The organism is Acinetobacter haemolyticus (assembly GCF_900406815.1).
Classification (GTDB): Bacteria; Pseudomonadota; Gammaproteobacteria; order Pseudomonadales; family Moraxellaceae; genus Acinetobacter; species Acinetobacter haemolyticus_A.
Genome location: NZ_OVCN01000004.1, coordinates 78,133 through 94,369, shown reverse-complemented (window position 1 = coordinate 94,369; position 16,237 = coordinate 78,133). Strand labels below are relative to the sequence as shown.

The 16,237-nt window shown below is 39.7% G+C and carries 19 protein-coding genes; 9 read left to right on the top strand and 10 right to left on the bottom strand.

All coding sequences use genetic code 11. The features are described from left to right. Window positions 1–16 precede the first annotated feature (16 nt). Together dsbD and DK207_RS03945 are read left to right on the top strand one after the other, a co-directional pair. Entirely contained in the window at window positions 17–1,870 is a 1,854-nt protein-coding gene (gene dsbD / locus DK207_RS03950; RefSeq protein ID WP_109440062.1) for a protein-disulfide reductase DsbD, read from the top strand. A gap of 2 nt (window positions 1,871–1,872) precedes the next feature. Continuing rightward, on the top strand, window positions 1,873–2,568 hold the full coding sequence (locus DK207_RS03945; RefSeq protein ID WP_109440061.1) for a glutathione S-transferase family protein: 696 nt from the start codon (window positions 1,873–1,875) through the stop codon (window positions 2,566–2,568). Between the two features lie 41 nt (window positions 2,569–2,609). Here DK207_RS03945 and DK207_RS03940 read toward each other — a convergent pair whose 3' ends face one another. Both DK207_RS03940 and DK207_RS03935 read right to left on the bottom strand, forming a co-directional pair. Further along, the gene (locus tag DK207_RS03940) at window positions 2,610–3,797 is read right to left on the bottom strand and encodes a GGDEF domain-containing protein (RefSeq protein WP_109440060.1); all 1,188 of its coding nucleotides are present in this window, start codon (window positions 3,795–3,797) and stop codon (window positions 2,610–2,612) included. A 282-nt stretch (window positions 3,798–4,079) separates the two neighbouring features. Beyond that, window positions 4,080–4,991 (bottom strand): alpha/beta hydrolase, encoded by a 912-nt coding sequence (locus DK207_RS03935; protein ID WP_109440059.1) that lies wholly within the window; start codon window positions 4,989–4,991, stop codon window positions 4,080–4,082. A gap of 189 nt (window positions 4,992–5,180) precedes the next feature. On the opposite strand from DK207_RS03935, the gene DK207_RS03930 reads away from it, so the two are divergent. Then, window positions 5,181–5,618 carry a DUF2147 domain-containing protein gene (locus tag DK207_RS03930; RefSeq protein ID WP_109440058.1) on the top strand — a complete coding sequence of 146 codons (438 nt, stop codon included), beginning with the start codon at window positions 5,181–5,183 and terminating at the stop codon, window positions 5,616–5,618. Between the two features lie 64 nt (window positions 5,619–5,682). Here the strand turns inward: DK207_RS03930 and DK207_RS03925 are convergent, their stop codons facing one another. Further along, entirely contained in the window at window positions 5,683–6,033 is a 351-nt protein-coding gene (locus tag DK207_RS03925) for an arsenate reductase (protein ID WP_004641582.1), read from the bottom strand. Window positions 6,034–6,471: 438 nt separating this feature from the next. Continuing rightward, window positions 6,472–7,296 (bottom strand): exodeoxyribonuclease III, encoded by an 825-nt coding sequence (locus tag DK207_RS03920; RefSeq protein WP_109440057.1) that lies wholly within the window; start codon window positions 7,294–7,296, stop codon window positions 6,472–6,474. 41 nt (window positions 7,297–7,337) lie between these two features. Here DK207_RS03920 and pyrE point away from each other — a divergent pair, with 41 nt between their 5' ends. Next, window positions 7,338–7,988 (top strand): orotate phosphoribosyltransferase, encoded by a 651-nt coding sequence (gene pyrE / locus DK207_RS03915; RefSeq protein ID WP_109440056.1) that lies wholly within the window; start codon window positions 7,338–7,340, stop codon window positions 7,986–7,988. Window positions 7,989–8,046: 58 nt separating this feature from the next. Here pyrE and DK207_RS03910 read toward each other — a convergent pair whose 3' ends face one another. From DK207_RS03910 to DK207_RS03895, 4 genes are all read right to left on the bottom strand, one after another. Continuing rightward, window positions 8,047–8,499, bottom strand: a complete 453-nt coding sequence (locus tag DK207_RS03910; protein WP_109440055.1) for an ABZJ_00895 family protein — start codon at window positions 8,497–8,499, stop codon at window positions 8,047–8,049. Window positions 8,500–8,635: 136 nt separating this feature from the next. Next, window positions 8,636–9,031: a type II toxin-antitoxin system tRNA(fMet)-specific endonuclease VapC gene (gene vapC, locus DK207_RS03905; RefSeq protein ID WP_109440054.1), complete on the bottom strand. Its 396-nt coding sequence runs from the start codon at window positions 9,029–9,031 to the stop codon at window positions 8,636–8,638. Continuing rightward, window positions 9,028–9,258 (bottom strand): antitoxin, encoded by a 231-nt coding sequence (locus DK207_RS03900; RefSeq protein ID WP_075314389.1) that lies wholly within the window; start codon window positions 9,256–9,258, stop codon window positions 9,028–9,030. Before DK207_RS03900 ends, vapC begins: the two co-directional genes overlap by 4 nt. Before the next feature lie 172 nt (window positions 9,259–9,430). Beyond that, window positions 9,431–10,150 (bottom strand): SDR family NAD(P)-dependent oxidoreductase, encoded by a 720-nt coding sequence (locus DK207_RS03895; protein ID WP_109440053.1) that lies wholly within the window; start codon window positions 10,148–10,150, stop codon window positions 9,431–9,433. Window positions 10,151–10,477: 327 nt separating this feature from the next. Here DK207_RS03895 and DK207_RS03890 point away from each other — a divergent pair, with 327 nt between their 5' ends. After that, entirely contained in the window at window positions 10,478–10,894 is a 417-nt protein-coding gene (locus tag DK207_RS03890) for a hypothetical protein (RefSeq protein WP_109440052.1), read from the top strand. Between the two features lie 46 nt (window positions 10,895–10,940). Here DK207_RS03890 and DK207_RS03885 read toward each other — a convergent pair whose 3' ends face one another. Together DK207_RS03885 and DK207_RS03880 are read right to left on the bottom strand one after the other, a co-directional pair. After that, on the bottom strand, window positions 10,941–11,129 hold the full coding sequence (locus DK207_RS03885; protein ID WP_109440051.1) for a DUF3565 domain-containing protein: 189 nt from the start codon (window positions 11,127–11,129) through the stop codon (window positions 10,941–10,943). Then, window positions 11,130–11,582, bottom strand: coding sequence for a MarR family winged helix-turn-helix transcriptional regulator (locus DK207_RS03880; RefSeq protein WP_109440050.1), 453 nt, complete (start codon window positions 11,580–11,582; stop codon window positions 11,130–11,132). 179 nt (window positions 11,583–11,761) lie between these two features. Between DK207_RS03880 and DK207_RS03875 the strand changes: the two genes are divergently transcribed. The 4 genes from DK207_RS03875 to murC all read left to right on the top strand — a co-directional run bounded on the left by DK207_RS03875 (window position 11,762) and on the right by murC (window position 16,221). After that, on the top strand, window positions 11,762–12,244 hold the full coding sequence (locus DK207_RS03875) for a glutathione peroxidase (RefSeq protein WP_109440049.1): 483 nt from the start codon (window positions 11,762–11,764) through the stop codon (window positions 12,242–12,244). Between the two features lie 224 nt (window positions 12,245–12,468). Continuing rightward, entirely contained in the window at window positions 12,469–13,413 is a 945-nt protein-coding gene (gene gshB, locus DK207_RS03870) for a glutathione synthase (RefSeq protein ID WP_109440048.1), read from the top strand. A 251-nt stretch (window positions 13,414–13,664) separates the two neighbouring features. Then, window positions 13,665–14,762, top strand: coding sequence for an undecaprenyldiphospho-muramoylpentapeptide beta-N-acetylglucosaminyltransferase (gene murG, locus DK207_RS03865; RefSeq protein ID WP_109440047.1), 1,098 nt, complete (start codon window positions 13,665–13,667; stop codon window positions 14,760–14,762). A gap of 13 nt (window positions 14,763–14,775) precedes the next feature. Further along, entirely contained in the window at window positions 14,776–16,221 is a 1,446-nt protein-coding gene (gene murC / locus DK207_RS03860) for a UDP-N-acetylmuramate--L-alanine ligase (protein ID WP_109440046.1), read from the top strand. Window positions 16,222–16,237: the final 16 nt, after the last annotated feature.

Below are 16,237 nucleotides of genomic sequence, written 5' to 3'. Positions count from 1 at the left end.
TAAAAGAGAAATCTGAATGAAAATTTATGCTCAGGGTGGCTACAGTAGCGAACTGGTGTGTTACTTTCTTGGTAGTTTATTGTTGTTATGTGGGAGTTTTACCCATGCCCAAGAGAATATCTCCGCACAACTGTTAAACCCTGAGGATGCATTTGTATTTTCCGTAGAATCTTCTCGTACCGATCAAGCACGATTACATTGGGAAATTCAACCGGATTATTATTTATATCAGCATAAGTTTGAGGTAATCCAAGGCAATAAACCCGTTGCTTTAAACTTACCCAAGGCGATGGCTCAATATGATGAAAATTATGGTCATAGCCAAGTGTATTATCATGAGCTTGAATTCGAGATTCCTACACAAGCATCTCAACACTATCAAGTAACATGGCAGGGGTGCGCCAAAGACCGTATTTGCTATCCACCACAAACAATCGCATTTGATACGGATGCCAATGGGCTTGTAAACACACAAAACCTCAGTCCAAACGCACAAAAACGCTTTCTCGATGTCGCACGTTCCGCCAATGCGATCAATACCCAACGACCCGACTTGGCTGATATTTCGGATCAAGAGCAAGTCTCTGCAATAAGCTCAACCAATGACATCGGTCAAATGGCACAAGATCAAAAATGGTCGAGTCGTTTAGCCCAGCATTCATTGTTGTATAGCATTCTTTTATTTTTAGGTTTAGGAATTTTACTGGCCTTTACACCTTGCTCACTCCCCATGCTACCGATTTTGACGTCACTTATTGTGCGTGAAAATAAAGGAGTCAAAGCTTGGGCGATTGCCCTGACTTTTGTGATCAGTATGGCAATGATTTATGCCCTGCTGGGGCTTATTGCTTCCGCTGCTGGATTGAATTTTCAACGTTGGTTACAACAGCCTGCCACCTTGATTGCATTTAGCTTGTTATTTGTGGTGTTTGCTTTAAACCTGTTTGGTTTATTTGAATTGAAAATGCCACAGAAATGGGTGAATCGACTGGATCATCTGCAAGCCTCGCAAAAAGGTGGGACGCTGGTCGGTGCGAGTGTTATGGGGATGATTTCGGCGTTATTGGTCGGACCATGTATGACAGCGCCTCTTGCAGGTGTGTTGCTATTTATTTCGCAAACACAGAACCAATGGCAAGGTGCATTATTGCTATTTACCTTGGGCTTTGGGATGGGGATTCCACTGTTATTGGCTACAGTTTTAGGTGCTCGAGTATTGCCAAAAGCAGGGGAGTGGATGCATCAAATAAAGGTAATTTTTGCCTTTTTAATGTTGGCGCTAAGTATTTATTTTATTCGTCCCTTATTACCTGAGTTGGCATTACAAATTCTCAGTCTCATTCTTGGTTTAGCATTTATTATTTATGCTGTTTCTCGTTTGTTGGCACAGAACAGTAAACTGAAATGGCTTTATGTTGTCTTATTGATGATCACGACACCCTGGCTTGTATTCAATCAATATCAACATATTCAAAATCTCAATTCAGTTCAGGCAGACAAATTGGCCGAATGGCATGTCGCCAAAACAGCGGATGAGTTTCAAGCCATTCTTGCCAATGCGCCGCAAGATCGAAATATTGTTATTGATGTATATGCCGACTGGTGTGTGGCATGTCAACCTATTGAGCATCGTATTTTAAAAGATGCAGAAGTGCAGCAAGCGCTCGCGCCGTATTATTTAATTAAGCTAGATTTGAGTCAGTATGATGCATCACATCAGGCTTTATTAAAGCAATGGGATATCTTGGGTCCACCGACTTATTTATTTTTAGATCAGCAAAAACAAGAACTCCGTTCATTACGTTTAACGGGTGCATTTAAAAAAACGGAGTTACTACAACAACTGGCTTTATTTAAAGGGAAATCATAACGATGTATACACTCTTTATCGGTAATAAAAATTACTCAACATGGTCAATGCGTCCTTGGATTTTATTAAAACAAGCGGGAATTGATTTTCATGAGCATTTAATTCAATTTGATAGCTTTGAAGCGGATAGCCAGTTTAAGACCGAAACTTTAAAGCTCAATCCAACAGGAAAAGTGCCTACTCTGGTCGATAAAGATATTACGGTTTGGGATAGTTTAGCAATTTGTGAATATATAGCTGAGCAGCACCCTGGAAAAAAACTGTTGCCGCAAGATCAGAAATTACGGGCTAGGGTACGTTGTATCAGCGCTGAAATGCATAGCAGTTTTCAGAACTTACGTAATCTTTGTCCGATGAATATTGAAGCGGATTTGGCTCATATTGGTCAGCAATTGTGGGCTGAGCATGAACAATTACGCGCTGAAGTAGCACGAATTGATCAGATTTGGTCAGAACGCCCAAGTGAAGACAGCTTTTTATGTGGTGATTTTAGTATTGCTGATGCATTTTATACACCTGTAGTGATGCGTTTTGTGTGTTTCCAGCTCCCTGTCTCTGCATCAAGCCAAGCTTATATGCAAAAAATCTTGGCCTTGCCATCGGTTCAACAGTGGGTGACCGAGGCAAAACAAGAACAAATGTTTGTCCCTTTTGATGAACCATATCGTCAAAATCGTGACACATATTTGCGGGATTAAATCACTGAAAATGTCGTGCAGAAGGTAATTTCCCTTCTGCATTACTCTGCCAAAAGATCTCCAAAAATCTGGATATTATTCCGACCTGAAGCTTTTACCGCATAAAGTGCCTGATCGGCCTGACTCACAACGAGATGTGGCTCATCAGCATTGAGTGAGCTACTGATCCCAAAACTTGCACTGACAGAAAATTGTTGTTGTTCCTCAGAAATAAAACACATATCGGCAATCGCTAAACGACAACGTTCAGCTACATTTTTGGCTTGGATGGCTGTGGTATTGGGAAATAATAAAATGAATTCCTCACCACCAAAGCGTCCAATCAGATCCTGATCACGGACATTGTTGCAAAGACACTTTGCCACGTGTACCAGAACTTGATCGCCCATACTATGACCAAATTCGTCGTTAATGTTTTTGAAATGATCTAGATCAAGTAACACCACCGAATAAAACGAATTGGGCTGTTTATTGAGCTTCTCCAAATGGTTACTAATACTTCGGCGATTCATAACATTGGTGAGAGGATCAAGACGACTCAGCGCTTGAATTGCGGTTTCACGAGTACGCCATTGTGTAAGTAAGATTTCAAATAAAAATAAACAAGCGATTAAAATCGGCAACAGGAAAAACAACATGCTTCCCACCCAAAACGGATGCATCTCAGCTTGATTTAAAATCTTCGGATTAAATAGCGGTGCGTACTGAAGTAACCCATATAAACTGAGAATATTACAGAACAACAATGCGATCGTTGCAGGAACAAGCGCACAGTAAATCATTTTACGGTTAAACAAGACTAAGCCAACGGCGACGACACTGACATAAACCACCATCGTGGCAGGACTAAAGCTTCCGATTAAATAGCTGGTGTGGCACAGCAGTGCGGTAAACAGTTGTACGGTCAAGATAGGAATAACTTCAGATGCCCAAGCACGTTTTTTAAAAAGATAACAGGTCACAATAAGACCTAAAAAAACAAAAAACATGATCAGATTGGTCCAAAGTTTAGACCAAACCAAAGGTAAATTGACCCATTGCCATGTTATGGGATTGAGTAAAACCAAGATATCCCAAACGATTCCGAAAAGGGTCATAAATGCAGCAAGGATCAGTAATAGAATCGACTTCTTTAACATGTTCCAGTTGATCAGTGGTTCATGTTCCCAAAGTTGTGAGAAACTCCATTTCTCTCGATTCGCCGTCCTCTTAAAATGAATCTTTGTCATTGGCATGCATCCTTTTATGCAATGAGATTCCTAAGAAACTTTTATAAATGTAAATGCGGTATCAAAATCTTTATCAAAAGCATATTTAACTAACAATAGCATCTTTAGATTGAGAAGAAAGGCGGCTTCTGCGCTTTGAGTGCAAAACAGAACGGGAAAAATTCTTGGAGAAATAAAGTATTATCTAAATAATCGATCAATTTTATTTTATAATGACAATAATAAATTAAGTATGACAATGGCCAGCCATAGCTGACCATTTTTTGCACACAGTAAAAAAGCTTAGTCGCGATCAATTCGCTGTGCAAAAGTTGCAATGTCCGCCAACGCCTGTTTGGCCTCAGGAAACCATGCATTGAACATTTGGAAGTTATGCCACATGCCAGTGTAGATTTTGAAAATCACTTTCACATCTGCTTGCTCTGCTTTTTCGCGGAAACGCTTGGAATCATCCAATAAGATCTCTTTGGATCCGACTTGAACCAATGTTGGTGGTAAGCCCGTTAAATCATCAAATAAAGGAGAGACACGAGGATCATCAGCTTGAATATCTGCAGTCAGATAATGATTAATTCCCGCTTGTAAGGCTTCTATCGACAGTAATGCATCGTGTTTTTGATTAAAGCGTAGCGATTCACTGGTGAGGGTTAAATCCAAATAAGGAGACATTAAAATCAAGCCACTTGGCATCAGCTCAGGTTGTTGCTTTAAACGTAAGCACAGCGCTAGTGCAAGATTCGCCCCACAAGAATCACCTGAAATAATAATATCTTTGGGTTTAATCCCTTGAACCAGTAACGCTTGGTAAACATCAAAAATCGCATCAATCGCTTCAGGAAAAGGGTGTTCTGGTGCCAAAGGATAATTAATGTGGATCACCTGCATTTGTGTAATGTCCGCAATATCGGTCATCAATGCGCGATGCGTGTTGAGGCTACCCAAGAAAAATGCGCCGCCATGAATATGAAAAATTAACTGTGTTGCGTTGGCAGTCGTTTTGATTTCTTCGCCACGTATACCAGCAAGACGCAGTGGTCGAATCCGAGCGTTTGGATTGAGTGGAAATAAACGACACATTTGATCTAATAACGGACGTAAAGCATTCGGTGCTAAATTGAATTGACTTGGTGTCCGGATGGTGGCTTTGAGTAGGGATTCAGTAAAATAATATTTCCAAACAGTACCAAATTTCATAATTTTTCCATATTGTTAGAGCAGTATACAACTAAGAGAGTACTTGATTTGAAAACCTATTCAATGGTGTTCTGTACGGTGTTTTGCACCTGATCAGGCTGTACCTAATAGTCACAATCAAGAATTGCAATATTGATGGAAGTTTTCAATACTCTTAGTCTTAAAAGACCCACGAAGGATATTACAAAAATGAAGAAAATAGCTTTAGCACTAGGATTGTTTAGTTTGACAGCATTTGCCAATGCGGCGGACGCATTACACGGTAGCGTGTGGCAAACGATTGACGATGAAACTAAGCAACCAAAAGCAATCGTCAAGTTTACTGAGCAAAAAGATGGTTCATTAACTGCATCGATTCAGAAATACTTAGTTCCAGGTCAGGAAAGTGTTTGTACGAAATGTGAAGGCCCATTTCATAACAAATCACTGAATGGCGTGACCATTGTACGTAACCTTAAAAATGTAGGTGGCGTAAACTATGATGGTGGTTCTATTGTGGATCCAAAAAATGGTAAGACTTATAAGCTTAAAGCTGAGTTGACTGATGGTGGTCAAAAGCTGAAATTACGCGGTTATATCGGCGTTGCAGCACTGGGTCGTAACCAAACTTGGGTGCGTTCTAACTAAGTTAATTTGTCCAATAAAAAAACCGAGTTCGCCTAACGTGAACTCGGTTTTTTAATATCTATTTCTAAGCTGATAGGTTTTGATATGTTGTTTCATCAAAGCCAATAATAAAACCTTGCGGGGTTTGTAATACAGGACGTTTAATCAAACTTGGCTGTGCAATTAAAGTCTCAATCAGGTTTTGTTCGCTACTGCTTGCATGCGCTTGTTCATCTGCTGTTAATTTACGCCATGTTGTACCTTTCTTATTGAGGACTTTATCTGCACCGATTTCCTTTAACCAAATCTCTAAAGTTTCAGCATCAATGCCTTGTTTTTTATAATCATGAAATTGGTAATCAATTCCCTTCGCTTGTAGTGCATCAAACGCTTTTTTCATCGAATTACAATTTTTAATACCGTAAATTTTAAACATGCTAAAACCATCAAAAAGAGTGAATCATCTTCCTCACAGCCTAACTGAAAAGTGAGGTGATTTGCCAGTCGGATTTTTTTATCAAGTTAATCGATGCAGTGTTTTTAAGAAGCAAATGAGGTGTCTAAACAGATTGATTGTTTGAGTTACAGGCGAAGGAAAAGACTAAGAAAAAATTTGTAGATTTAAAAAAGAGAAAACCCGCATTTAATCATCCTGATCATGCGGGTCTCATTTCAACGTCCAATGTCTCATCCTTGCAAATAAACTTAAACTAAGTTTATTTTATCTTCCTACGGCGTCCTATCCCTTTGTGGTCATCCTGACCGCTTCCCTGTGCCGTGGTGCTATAATGCCGTCACAGTTGTTAAATAAAAATACACAAAAAGCGACATGATATGTAAGCTAAAGAAGCGGTCAAAGTGAACAACTGTTCACTTATTCGTGTATTTTATAGTCAATAATCACAGGTGCATGGTCACTAAACCATTGTTCTTTATAGACCCATGCATTTGCGGTACGTGCTTTCCAATCTGGAGAGCATGCATGATAGTCGATACGCCAACCGACATTTTTTGCGCGCGCTTGACCGCGATTTGACCACCATGAGTACAATTCTGCTTCAGTTCGTACTTCACGGAAGGTATCAACATAACCCAACTCATCATAAATATGATCGAGCCATGCACGTTCATGCGGTAATACACCTGATGACTTCTGGTTACCTGACCAGTTTTTAATATCAATACGCTTGTGTACGATATTGTAGTCACCACACACGATGATTGATTTCTTCTCATCACGCCATTGTTTTAAGATTTTTGCGTATTCTTCGAGAAATATATCTTTACGTGCTTGAGCTTCATCACCACTTGATCCTGAAGGTAAGTATAACGAGGCAATATGAACAGGATGTGACAGTCCTAAATCAAATTCAGCGGTAATAAAACGTCCTTGAGAATCTGCCAGTTCAAAACCTAAACCATTGGTGACCGAAACAAATGGTAGACGACTATAGATGGCTGTACCTGCATAACCAGCACGTTCAGCAGGGAATAGGTGTGTATACCAATCTTCTGGTTTAAATTTATCAGTCCATTGTTCATGAGTAATACGGCTTTCCTGCATACAGACTACATCTGCATCGGATTGTTCTAACCACTCCAAGAGTCCTTTGGTTACGGATGCACGCAGCCCATTCACGTTAATTGAAACGACTCGAAGAATTTTTACATCACTTGGATAGCTATCCTTTGGTATCATACGTCTGTTTAACCTCAATTGAAGAATTTGGAGCACCTTATATGACAACGCCTGTGTCATTTCATCCGCAAGCTTTTATCGAACTCGCATTATCACGTGGTGTGCTTAAATTTGGTGAGTTTACCTTAAAATCAGGTCGTGTCAGTCCTTATTTCTTTAACGCAGGTTTGCTCAATGATGGTGAAGCACTATCGTTATTAGCACAAGGTTATGCGGATAAATTGGTTCAGTGTGACAATGTTGAAGTGATTTTTGGTCCAGCGTACAAAGGTATTCCTTTTGTTGCAGCAGCAGCAGTGGCTTTATCTCAAGTGCATGGTAAGAGTGTGCCGTGGGGGTTTAACCGTAAAGAAGCCAAAGATCATGGCGAAGGCGGTGTGTTGGTTGGTGCATCAGTTGCAGGTCAAAAAGTCTGGATCATTGATGATGTGATCACCGCGGGAACTGCGATTCGTGAAGTTGTGACCATCTTAAAAAATGCAGGTGCGACGATTGCAGGGGTGTTGGTTGCATTAGACCGTCAAGAACGTGGTCAAGGTGAGCTTTCTGCGATTCAGGAAGTGCAAAAAGAACTTGAAATCCCAGTGCATGCTTTAATCACAATGAAAGATTTGATGGATTATTTGGATGCAAAAGGCGAGAAAGAAGCATTGGCAAATATGCAGGCTTATCGTGAAAAATATGGCATCTAAGTTTTAAGTGAAAGAGAAAAGGAAGCGAAGGCTTCCTTTTTTGTTACAAAACAAAGGATTAAAATTGGCTTTTTAATAGATCTTTTCTCATTTTTTCCAATCTTTTTTGTGCAATGTGACTAAAACTATAATTTAGTATCCAATACTGAATGAGTAATGAAATCGTAAAGCTGATCACTAAGATCCAAAGTGGAACTTCGCTTAAGATGGATTGAATAACTTCAATAAATGAATCAAAACCCATATCTAAAATTGAATAAGCTAATATTAATAGTGTACTGAGGGCGATTGATGAAAAGAAACACCACCAAACAAGTTTTCTTTTTTCAGAATGATCAGGAATACGTTTTTGATCAGTTACAAATTTTGCAGATGTGTAAGCAGCTGCTGCCAAAAGAATGATAATAGAGCTAATCGCCCCAGAAATATCAACAAAAATAGAAATAATGCCCAATAAGATAATCATAAATAGATAACTAGCAGTAAAATTAAGCACATACTTTTTAATCATAATGTCTCTCTAATCGTTTAAAAATATGGTAGATCCACTTCTTCATTACTTTTTAAGGTACAGTTGTTTTTTTTAACCTAGTGATTCAACTTTAAATTTTTTATGTGAATGCTAACCCTTCAGCAGGTGCATAAAATTAGACCCAATTTTCTAACTTTAGACCATCAATACGTTCAAATTCTTTGGTATTGTTCGTGACTAAGACAACATCCAACGCTAAAGCATGGGCAGCTATCAACATATCTAAGTTACCAATAGATTTACCGGTCGATTGAAGAGCATGGCGTAATTTAGCGTAATGCCAAATAGCATGCTCATCATAAGCTAAGATGTCTAAAGGTGATAAAAATTTGTTTAGTGCCTGCTTATTGCGTTCAGATCCAGACTTTTCTACACCAAAAGCAAGTTCAGATGCAGTGATACTCGAAATTGCAAGCTGACCAAGTTGGTACTGTTTAAATCGGTCAAAGACGTGCTGAGGTTTGTGATTAATCACATAGATACAAATATTTGTGTCTAGGAGGTAAATCATCTAAATTCCTCACGCTCTTGTTCCCCTTGATCTGCTCGTTCTAACTGGAACCCAACCTCAAATTCGTTGACAGCTTCCAACATTACATCCCAAGGATTGTCGATGGGCATGAGTAATACGCCACGACCAAAGCTTTTGATGGCTACCTCAGTACCATTAAAACGGAAAGCTTTAGGCAAGCGAACTGCCTGACTTCGGCCTGTTTTAAATACTTTCGCAATTTCCATATTTACCTCCCAATACTGCGGTATGTATCATTAGTATATATCATATCATCAAGGGACGTTCTGTTAAAGCGAGGTTGGAATAATGAGAAAAGAAAAACGATATGCTGATGGAGAGTGTATTTGATGCTTAAGCATGAATGGTTGTTGGTGTACTTAAAACTTAAGTAAAAAATTAAACATTCTGATCTAGCATCGCAGGCATCAGTATTTCCTTTACACAGCTTGCTTTACTGGTTGAAATAATAAAATTAATCGTATGAATAACATCTGCCAAAGGAATTAAGGAATATTCTGTTTCTTCTAAAATTTCTACAACAGGTTTTTCAATCTCATATTCACTCGCAAGGTAGCCTAGATTAAGCACACTCACTCCAATTAAATGTTCACGTAAGATTTCTCTGAGGGATTGTGCAATACCTCTTAATGCAAATTTGGTGGCGGAGAAAATAAGCTCTTTGCCGTTATGGTTATCAACACCCCAAGTTGAACCGATCAGAATAATTTTGGCATTGTCAGAGCACTTTAGATTTTCAAGCAATGATTGAATGGATTGGATACAGGTGATGATATTGGTATTAATAATTTGGTTGATTTCAGCGGCAGAAACGTCTGCAAAATTATAATTTTCGCTAAATGCCTGTTGTTCCCAAATGCCTACGTTGTAAATCAGCACATCAACTTTTTGCTGTCCAATTGCTGTTTTTACGTCACTTACAGCTTGTTCAGATTTGGAAAGATCAGTACAGATCCAGTTTAAATTTTGAATTTCTTGTGGTTGAGTTCGGGATACGCCATAGATCGTATCTGTTGACCTTGGTACAGTTTGAGCAATGGCTTTTCCTAGTCCTTTACTAACACCGTATATGAGAAATGTTTTATTCGAATCGCTCATTACTCTTTCCATGTATCTAAAATTAAAAGGCAACTATAAAAGCTCAACTTAGCTTGAGGTCAAGGACTAAATTTAGTTATTAGGTAAAATATGTGAGAGTTCCGTATTTAGTTTAATTAATCGATTATTAGAAATAATTATTGAAAATTAAGCGTGGAACGTGAAAAATCACAAAAAAGCCGTTCCAGTGTGCTGAAACCTAGAACGGATTTAGATAAGATATTGATGATAAAAAGAAAAGTTAATGTGTTTCGCATAGGGCGAATTATGTTAATTTTAGGAGATTACTATTGAAATTAGTACATTCAATATATGGAGAAATAGATTTTGGCCTTTTCGCTTTATTGTTTACTTAATGAAAATTCAAATCAATTTTCATTACAATTTCTTGAAACAGAATTAACAAGCTGTTTTTCAAAGACAACGGGATTTAATGTTCAATATGAAGAGGATCCATTCGACTCTTCTGAAAAGCATTTACTCCTTTCTTGGGAGAACTGGTGGATTAGAGTTTTTTATGAAACTGGCCAACATATAATTGATGATTCAATAAAAATAGCAACATATGGTGAACCTAGTCGAGCGAGAGATTTTTCTAATATTAATAAGCGGATAGTAGTTAGGTTTGCTGATGATAAATCAAAAAATTATACAAACCACACAATTTTGATGCTGGATTATTTGGAAGATATTGAGAATATAATAATATTTAACCCTCAAAATAATACTTTTTTCGAAAGCTAATATATTTATAGCACCATGCCATTTAACATAAGGGGCGTTATGCGAATTACTCGTCCTCACACTTCTTACATTCCAACATTACCCCTAATTTCTCACTGCGCCCTTGCTCAGTCAACACCCAAGGGCGATTTTGCCACGGTGGATCATGGCGCACATGTTGGGTGTGACCACAAGCGAGATCAGCAACCCAATGATTCTCATCATCGAGGTGAAATCCAACAATGGCTTGTTGCATTTATTCACTCAAACTTTCAAGTTTAGAATGCTCTAAACCCTTTAAAAAACGATGACACAAGTTGTGTATCGCTAGCAGATCATTCGGGTCCATACCCAAAGAGCAGGCGAGTTTAAAAGGAATTAACGTAATTTCATTTTTTGCAGCAAGAGCTTTTTCCAGCAAGATCACTTTCTTCATGCGCTCATCTTCTTTCACTGCAACACGCTTTAAAAACTGCTTTTCTTCTAGTTTTTTAATAATCGGTGTCAGCGTGCCCGAATCAAAAAAGGTCTTTTGACCAATTTCAGACAAAGTCACATTGTCTTTTTCGTATAAAGCCAACAGCACAATAAATTGCGGGTAGGTCAGGTCGTATTCCTGAAGCAAAGGACGATATTGACGAATCATCGCATTGGTCGCGGAATACATCGCAAAACACACTTGATTATCCAAGTAAGAAATTTCGGTCATGCTTCACTCCTCAACATCGCTTTTGCTAGGCGACAGTATAGTTTGAAAATGATTAAAAGTATATTGTGTGTAATTAACTTGCACACAATATAATTGTGTGCAATATTAATATGCACAGCTGAACAGATGCAAACAGCGATTAGGTAAATAAGATTGATTGAATCTAAGAGAGGTGTTGTATGACCACAATTTATGATTTTCAGGCAGAATTGTTAGAAGGCGAGCAAAAGAACCTTGCAGACTTTCAAGGCAAAGTTTTATTGGTGGTAAACACTGCAAGTCAGTGTGGCTTAACCCCACAATTTGAAGGACTTGAAAAGCTATATCAAGATTATCAACAACAAGGTTTAGTAATTTTGGGTTTCCCCTGTAACCAGTTTGCTAACCAAGACCCATCAAGTAATGAAGAAATTGGTAGTTTTTGTCAGCGCAACTATGGCGTATCATTTCCCATGTTTGCCAAAGTCGATGTGAATGGCTCAAATGCACATCCGATTTATAAATATCTTACTTCAGAAGCCAAAGGTATTTTAGGCAGTGAAAGCATAAAATGGAATTTCACCAAGTTTTTGATTGACCAAAACGGCAAAGTGATCAAGCGTTATTCTCCAACCACCAAGCCCGAAAAAATTGGTAAAGATATTCAGAAACTTTTGGCTTAATTTGAATCTGAAATCGAATGTTGCACGAATTACTGGGGATGAAATCATTCGCCAGTAATTTTTTATTTATAATGAAAGATAAAAATCTTCTTTAAAATAAACCTGATGTAGTCATCTGAATCAATTGGAATTTTTTCGATTTAATAATTACACAACTTGTTGCACGATCAGCTGCGAACTTCGATATACTTTTTGCCAAGATTTAAAAATACGAGCGTCAGATTATGCGTGTACTTGTCGTGATGGACCCAATAGAAACCGTGAATCTCAAGAAAGATTCAACCATGGCAATGTTATGGGCGGCAAACCGTAGAGGACATGAGCTGGGTTATGCATTACAACACGATTTATATATCGACCAAGGTAAAGCGTTTGGTTTGATTGCACCGCTTAAAGTCTTTGAAGATTACGATCATTATTATGAGTTGGGTGAGAAGCGCAAAGAGTCATTGGCTGACTACGATGTGGTGTTGATGCGCAAAGATCCACCGTTTGACATGAATTTTGTCTATACCACTTATATTTTAGAACAAGCTGAACGTGAAGGCGCGTGGATTATTAACAAACCGCAATCGCTGCGGGATTGTAATGAAAAGCTGTTCGCGACCCAATTTCCAGAATTACAAGTGCCAACTCTAGTCACGTCACAGCAAGATCTAATTCGCGAGTTTATTACTGAGCATGGCGATGTGATCGTAAAGCCACTTGATGGCATGGGGGGAATGGGAATTTTCCGTTTATACCAAGATGGTGTGAATATCGGTTCGACTTTAGAAATGTTGACTGAATTGGGTACACGCCCAATCATGGCACAACGCTATATTCCAGAGATTGTTGAAGGGGATAAGCGGATCTTGATGGTCAATGGTGAGCCTGTGCCTTATTGTTTGGCACGTATTCCTCAAAATGGAGAAGTGCGTGGCAACTTGGCAGCAGGTGGTTTAGGGCAAGCACGACCATTGAGTGAGAATGACAAAATGATTGCAGCAAAAGTCGGTCCTTTCTTGCGTGAAAAAGGTTTGGTTTTTGTGGGGTTAGATGTCATTGGCAATTATGTCACTGAAATTAATGTGACTAGCCCAACCTGTATTCGTGAGATTGATGCGCAATATGGTACTTCGATTGCGGATGATCTTTTTGCTGTGCTCGAAGCAGGTCGTACCAACTAAAAGTTGAGGGGCTGCAATGTTAATAGCCCCTTTGTTTTTGACCGAATTGCCCATGTATTTTTTTGCCGAACTTGGCACTAAATGGGCAATTCAATGTAGACATCATCGTGTTTTTAGCAAAGAATTGAAAAAAGCCGAGCTTTCTGTTGTAAACAAGTGAAATTCGCTTTTCGTGAATGAAACTTTAGGATTAAAATAACGCCCGAAAACAATAGACGATAACCTTCTTTTTTGAGTTGAAGAATTAGACCGTGACCAATTCACCCCACAACAAACCTAAACATGTCTTGATGATGGCTGCTGGTACAGGCGGGCATGTTTTTCCTGCGCTTGCTGTTGCCAAACAACTTCAACAAGAAGGCTGCCAAGTCTCATGGTTGGCGACTCCAACAGGTATGGAAAATCGGTTGCTCAAAGATCAAAATATTCCAATTTATCAAATTGATATTCAAGGTGTACGTGGCAATGGCTTGCTACGTAAATTAAGTGCACCGTTTAAAATATTAAAAGCAACCTTCAGCGCAATGCGCTACATGAAGCAGCTCAAGATTGATGCGGTTGCTGGTTTTGGTGGTTATGTCGCAGGTCCAGGGGGATTAGCTGCACGTATCTTAGGTATCCCTGTTTTAATCCATGAGCAAAATGCGATCGCAGGTTTTACCAACACCCAGTTAGCACGTATTGCTAAAACCGTGTGTCAGGCTTTTCCCCATACTTTTACCGCGAGTGATAAAGTGGTGACCACAGGCAATCCTGTGCGCGCTGAGATCACTGCAATTTTAAACCCATCATGGCGTTACCAAACCCGTGAGCAAGAACAACAAGCATTGAATATTTTGATTGTTGGGGGATCCTTAGGAGCACAAGCGTTGAATGAACGATTGCCCGACGTCTTGAAAAAGGTCAATGTCCCGTTGAATGTATTTCATCAATGTGGTCAAAATCAACAAGATGCAACACGCGCACGTTATCAAGATGCACCTGAGGGGTTAAAAGTTACGGTTGAGCCATTTATTCATGATATGGCGAAAGCCTACAGTGAAGCGGATTTAATTATTTGTCGTGCAGGTGCCTTAACTGTAACTGAGGTGGCAACTGCGGGACTTGCAGCAGTTTTTGTTCCTTTACCGATCGCGGTCGATGATCACCAAACAGCAAATGCAAAATTTTTAGCAAATGTGGGGGCTGCCAAGATTTGCCAGCAAGCGGAGATGACACCAGCGGCTTTGGATGAGTTGTTTGGGCATCTACTTAACCGCCAGCTACTCTCTGAAATGGCAATCAAAGCACGTCAACAGGCGCAACCAAATGCAACGCAGCATGTGGTTGATCTGATTCAAAAATTGTAATTCGAGTTTATTTATGTCTCCAACAAGTCCAAACCAAGCCAAAAAGCTGATTAAAGTGCCAGAAATGCGCCGTATTAAACATATCCACTTTGTTGGTATTGGTGGTGCGGGGATGTGTGGTATTGCCGAAGTATTGAGTAACCAAGGCTATAAAGTGTCTGGTTCAGATATCAAGGCTTCGAAAACTACAGCACAGCTTGAAGCGAATAATATTAAAGTTTATATCGGCCACGCTGCGGACAATATTAAACATGCTGACGTACTGGTGGTATCGACCGCGATTGATCCTGAAAATCCAGAAGTAAAGGCAGCGATTGAACAGCGTACTCCGATTGTGCGCCGTGCTGAAATGTTGGGTGAGCTCATGCGTTATCGTCACGGGATCGCAGTGGCGGGCACGCATGGTAAAACGACAACAACCAGCTTGTTGACTACCATGTTGGCGGAAGGCAATCTCGACCCAACCTATGTGATTGGCGGATTGTTGAATAGCACGGGTGTCAATGCTGCACTGGGTGACAGTCGTATCATTGTGGCTGAGGCGGATGAATCAGATGCGTCGTTCTTGTATTTACAGCCAATGGCAGCGATCGTGACCAATATTGATGCGGATCACATGGATACTTATGAAGGTAGTTTTGATAAGTTAAAAGATACGTTTATTCAATTTCTCCATAATTTACCGTTCTATGGTTTAGCTGTTGTTTGTGGCGATGATGCCAATATTCGTGAGATTTTACCGCGAGTTGGTCGTCCAGTATTGACCTATGGTTTTGATGAAGACAACGATATTCGTGCAATCGACGTTGAACAAGATGGCATGCGTTCACATTTCACTGTGTTGCGCAAAGATCGTGAACCATTACGTGTGACTGTGAATCAACCAGGTTTACACAATGTCTTGAATGCACTGGCAGCAATTGGTGTGGCAACAGATGAAGGCGTTTCTGATGAGGCGATTTGTCGAGCATTGGCTGGGTTTAGTGGAGTTGGTCGTCGTTTCCAAGTTCAAGGTGAGTTCGAAGTCGGTGATGGTCTTGTGAAGTTGGTTGATGATTATGGTCATCATCCAAAAGAAGTCGAAGCGACCATTAAAGCGGCGCGTGCCAGCCATCCTGACCGTCGTTTGGTAATGTTATTCCAGCCACATCGTTATAGTCGAACGCGCGATTGTTTTGATGACTTTGTAGAAGTGTTGTCACAAGTGGACCAATTGTTATTATTAGATGTTTATTCGGCAGGCGAAAAACCAATTGTTGGCGCGGACAGTCGGGCATTGGCACGTAGTATTCGTTTGCGTGGCGAGGTTGAGCCGATTTTGGTTGATCTTGTTGATGGAAATTTACCAAGTGTTTTACAAAAAGTGTTACAAGGCAATGACCTATTATTAACACAAGGCGCGGGTAACGTCGGTGCAATTTCAGTAGAATTGGCTCAGCATCGTCTGTATGCCGAATAATTTTGTTTTGTAAATA

Coding starts and splice junctions, on each gene's coding strand:
- DK207_RS03910 (WP_109440055.1), bottom strand. CDS start 8,499: ATGATTAAAAAGTATGTGCTTAATTTTACTGCTAGTTATCTATTTATG.
- DK207_RS03945 (WP_109440061.1), top strand. CDS start 1,873: ATGTATACACTCTTTATCGGTAATAAAAATTACTCAACATGGTCAATG.
- gshB (WP_109440048.1), top strand. CDS start 12,469: ATGCGTGTACTTGTCGTGATGGACCCAATAGAAACCGTGAATCTCAAG.
- DK207_RS03925 (WP_004641582.1), bottom strand. CDS start 6,033: ATGTTTAAAATTTACGGTATTAAAAATTGTAATTCGATGAAAAAAGCG.
- DK207_RS03900 (WP_075314389.1), bottom strand. CDS start 9,258: ATGGAAATTGCGAAAGTATTTAAAACAGGCCGAAGTCAGGCAGTTCGC.
- DK207_RS03885 (WP_109440051.1), bottom strand. CDS start 11,129: ATGCAACAAGCCATTGTTGGATTTCACCTCGATGATGAGAATCATTGG.
- DK207_RS03895 (WP_109440053.1), bottom strand. CDS start 10,150: ATGAGCGATTCGAATAAAACATTTCTCATATACGGTGTTAGTAAAGGA.
- dsbD (WP_109440062.1), top strand. CDS start 17: ATGAAAATTTATGCTCAGGGTGGCTACAGTAGCGAACTGGTGTGTTAC.
- DK207_RS03880 (WP_109440050.1), bottom strand. CDS start 11,582: ATGACCGAAATTTCTTACTTGGATAATCAAGTGTGTTTTGCGATGTAT.
- murC (WP_109440046.1), top strand. CDS start 14,776: ATGTCTCCAACAAGTCCAAACCAAGCCAAAAAGCTGATTAAAGTGCCA.
- DK207_RS03875 (WP_109440049.1), top strand. CDS start 11,762: ATGACCACAATTTATGATTTTCAGGCAGAATTGTTAGAAGGCGAGCAA.
- DK207_RS03920 (WP_109440057.1), bottom strand. CDS start 7,296: ATGATACCAAAGGATAGCTATCCAAGTGATGTAAAAATTCTTCGAGTC.
- pyrE (WP_109440056.1), top strand. CDS start 7,338: ATGACAACGCCTGTGTCATTTCATCCGCAAGCTTTTATCGAACTCGCA.
- DK207_RS03930 (WP_109440058.1), top strand. CDS start 5,181: ATGAAGAAAATAGCTTTAGCACTAGGATTGTTTAGTTTGACAGCATTT.
- DK207_RS03935 (WP_109440059.1), bottom strand. CDS start 4,991: ATGAAATTTGGTACTGTTTGGAAATATTATTTTACTGAATCCCTACTC.
- DK207_RS03940 (WP_109440060.1), bottom strand. CDS start 3,797: ATGACAAAGATTCATTTTAAGAGGACGGCGAATCGAGAGAAATGGAGT.
- vapC (WP_109440054.1), bottom strand. CDS start 9,031: ATGATTTACCTCCTAGACACAAATATTTGTATCTATGTGATTAATCAC.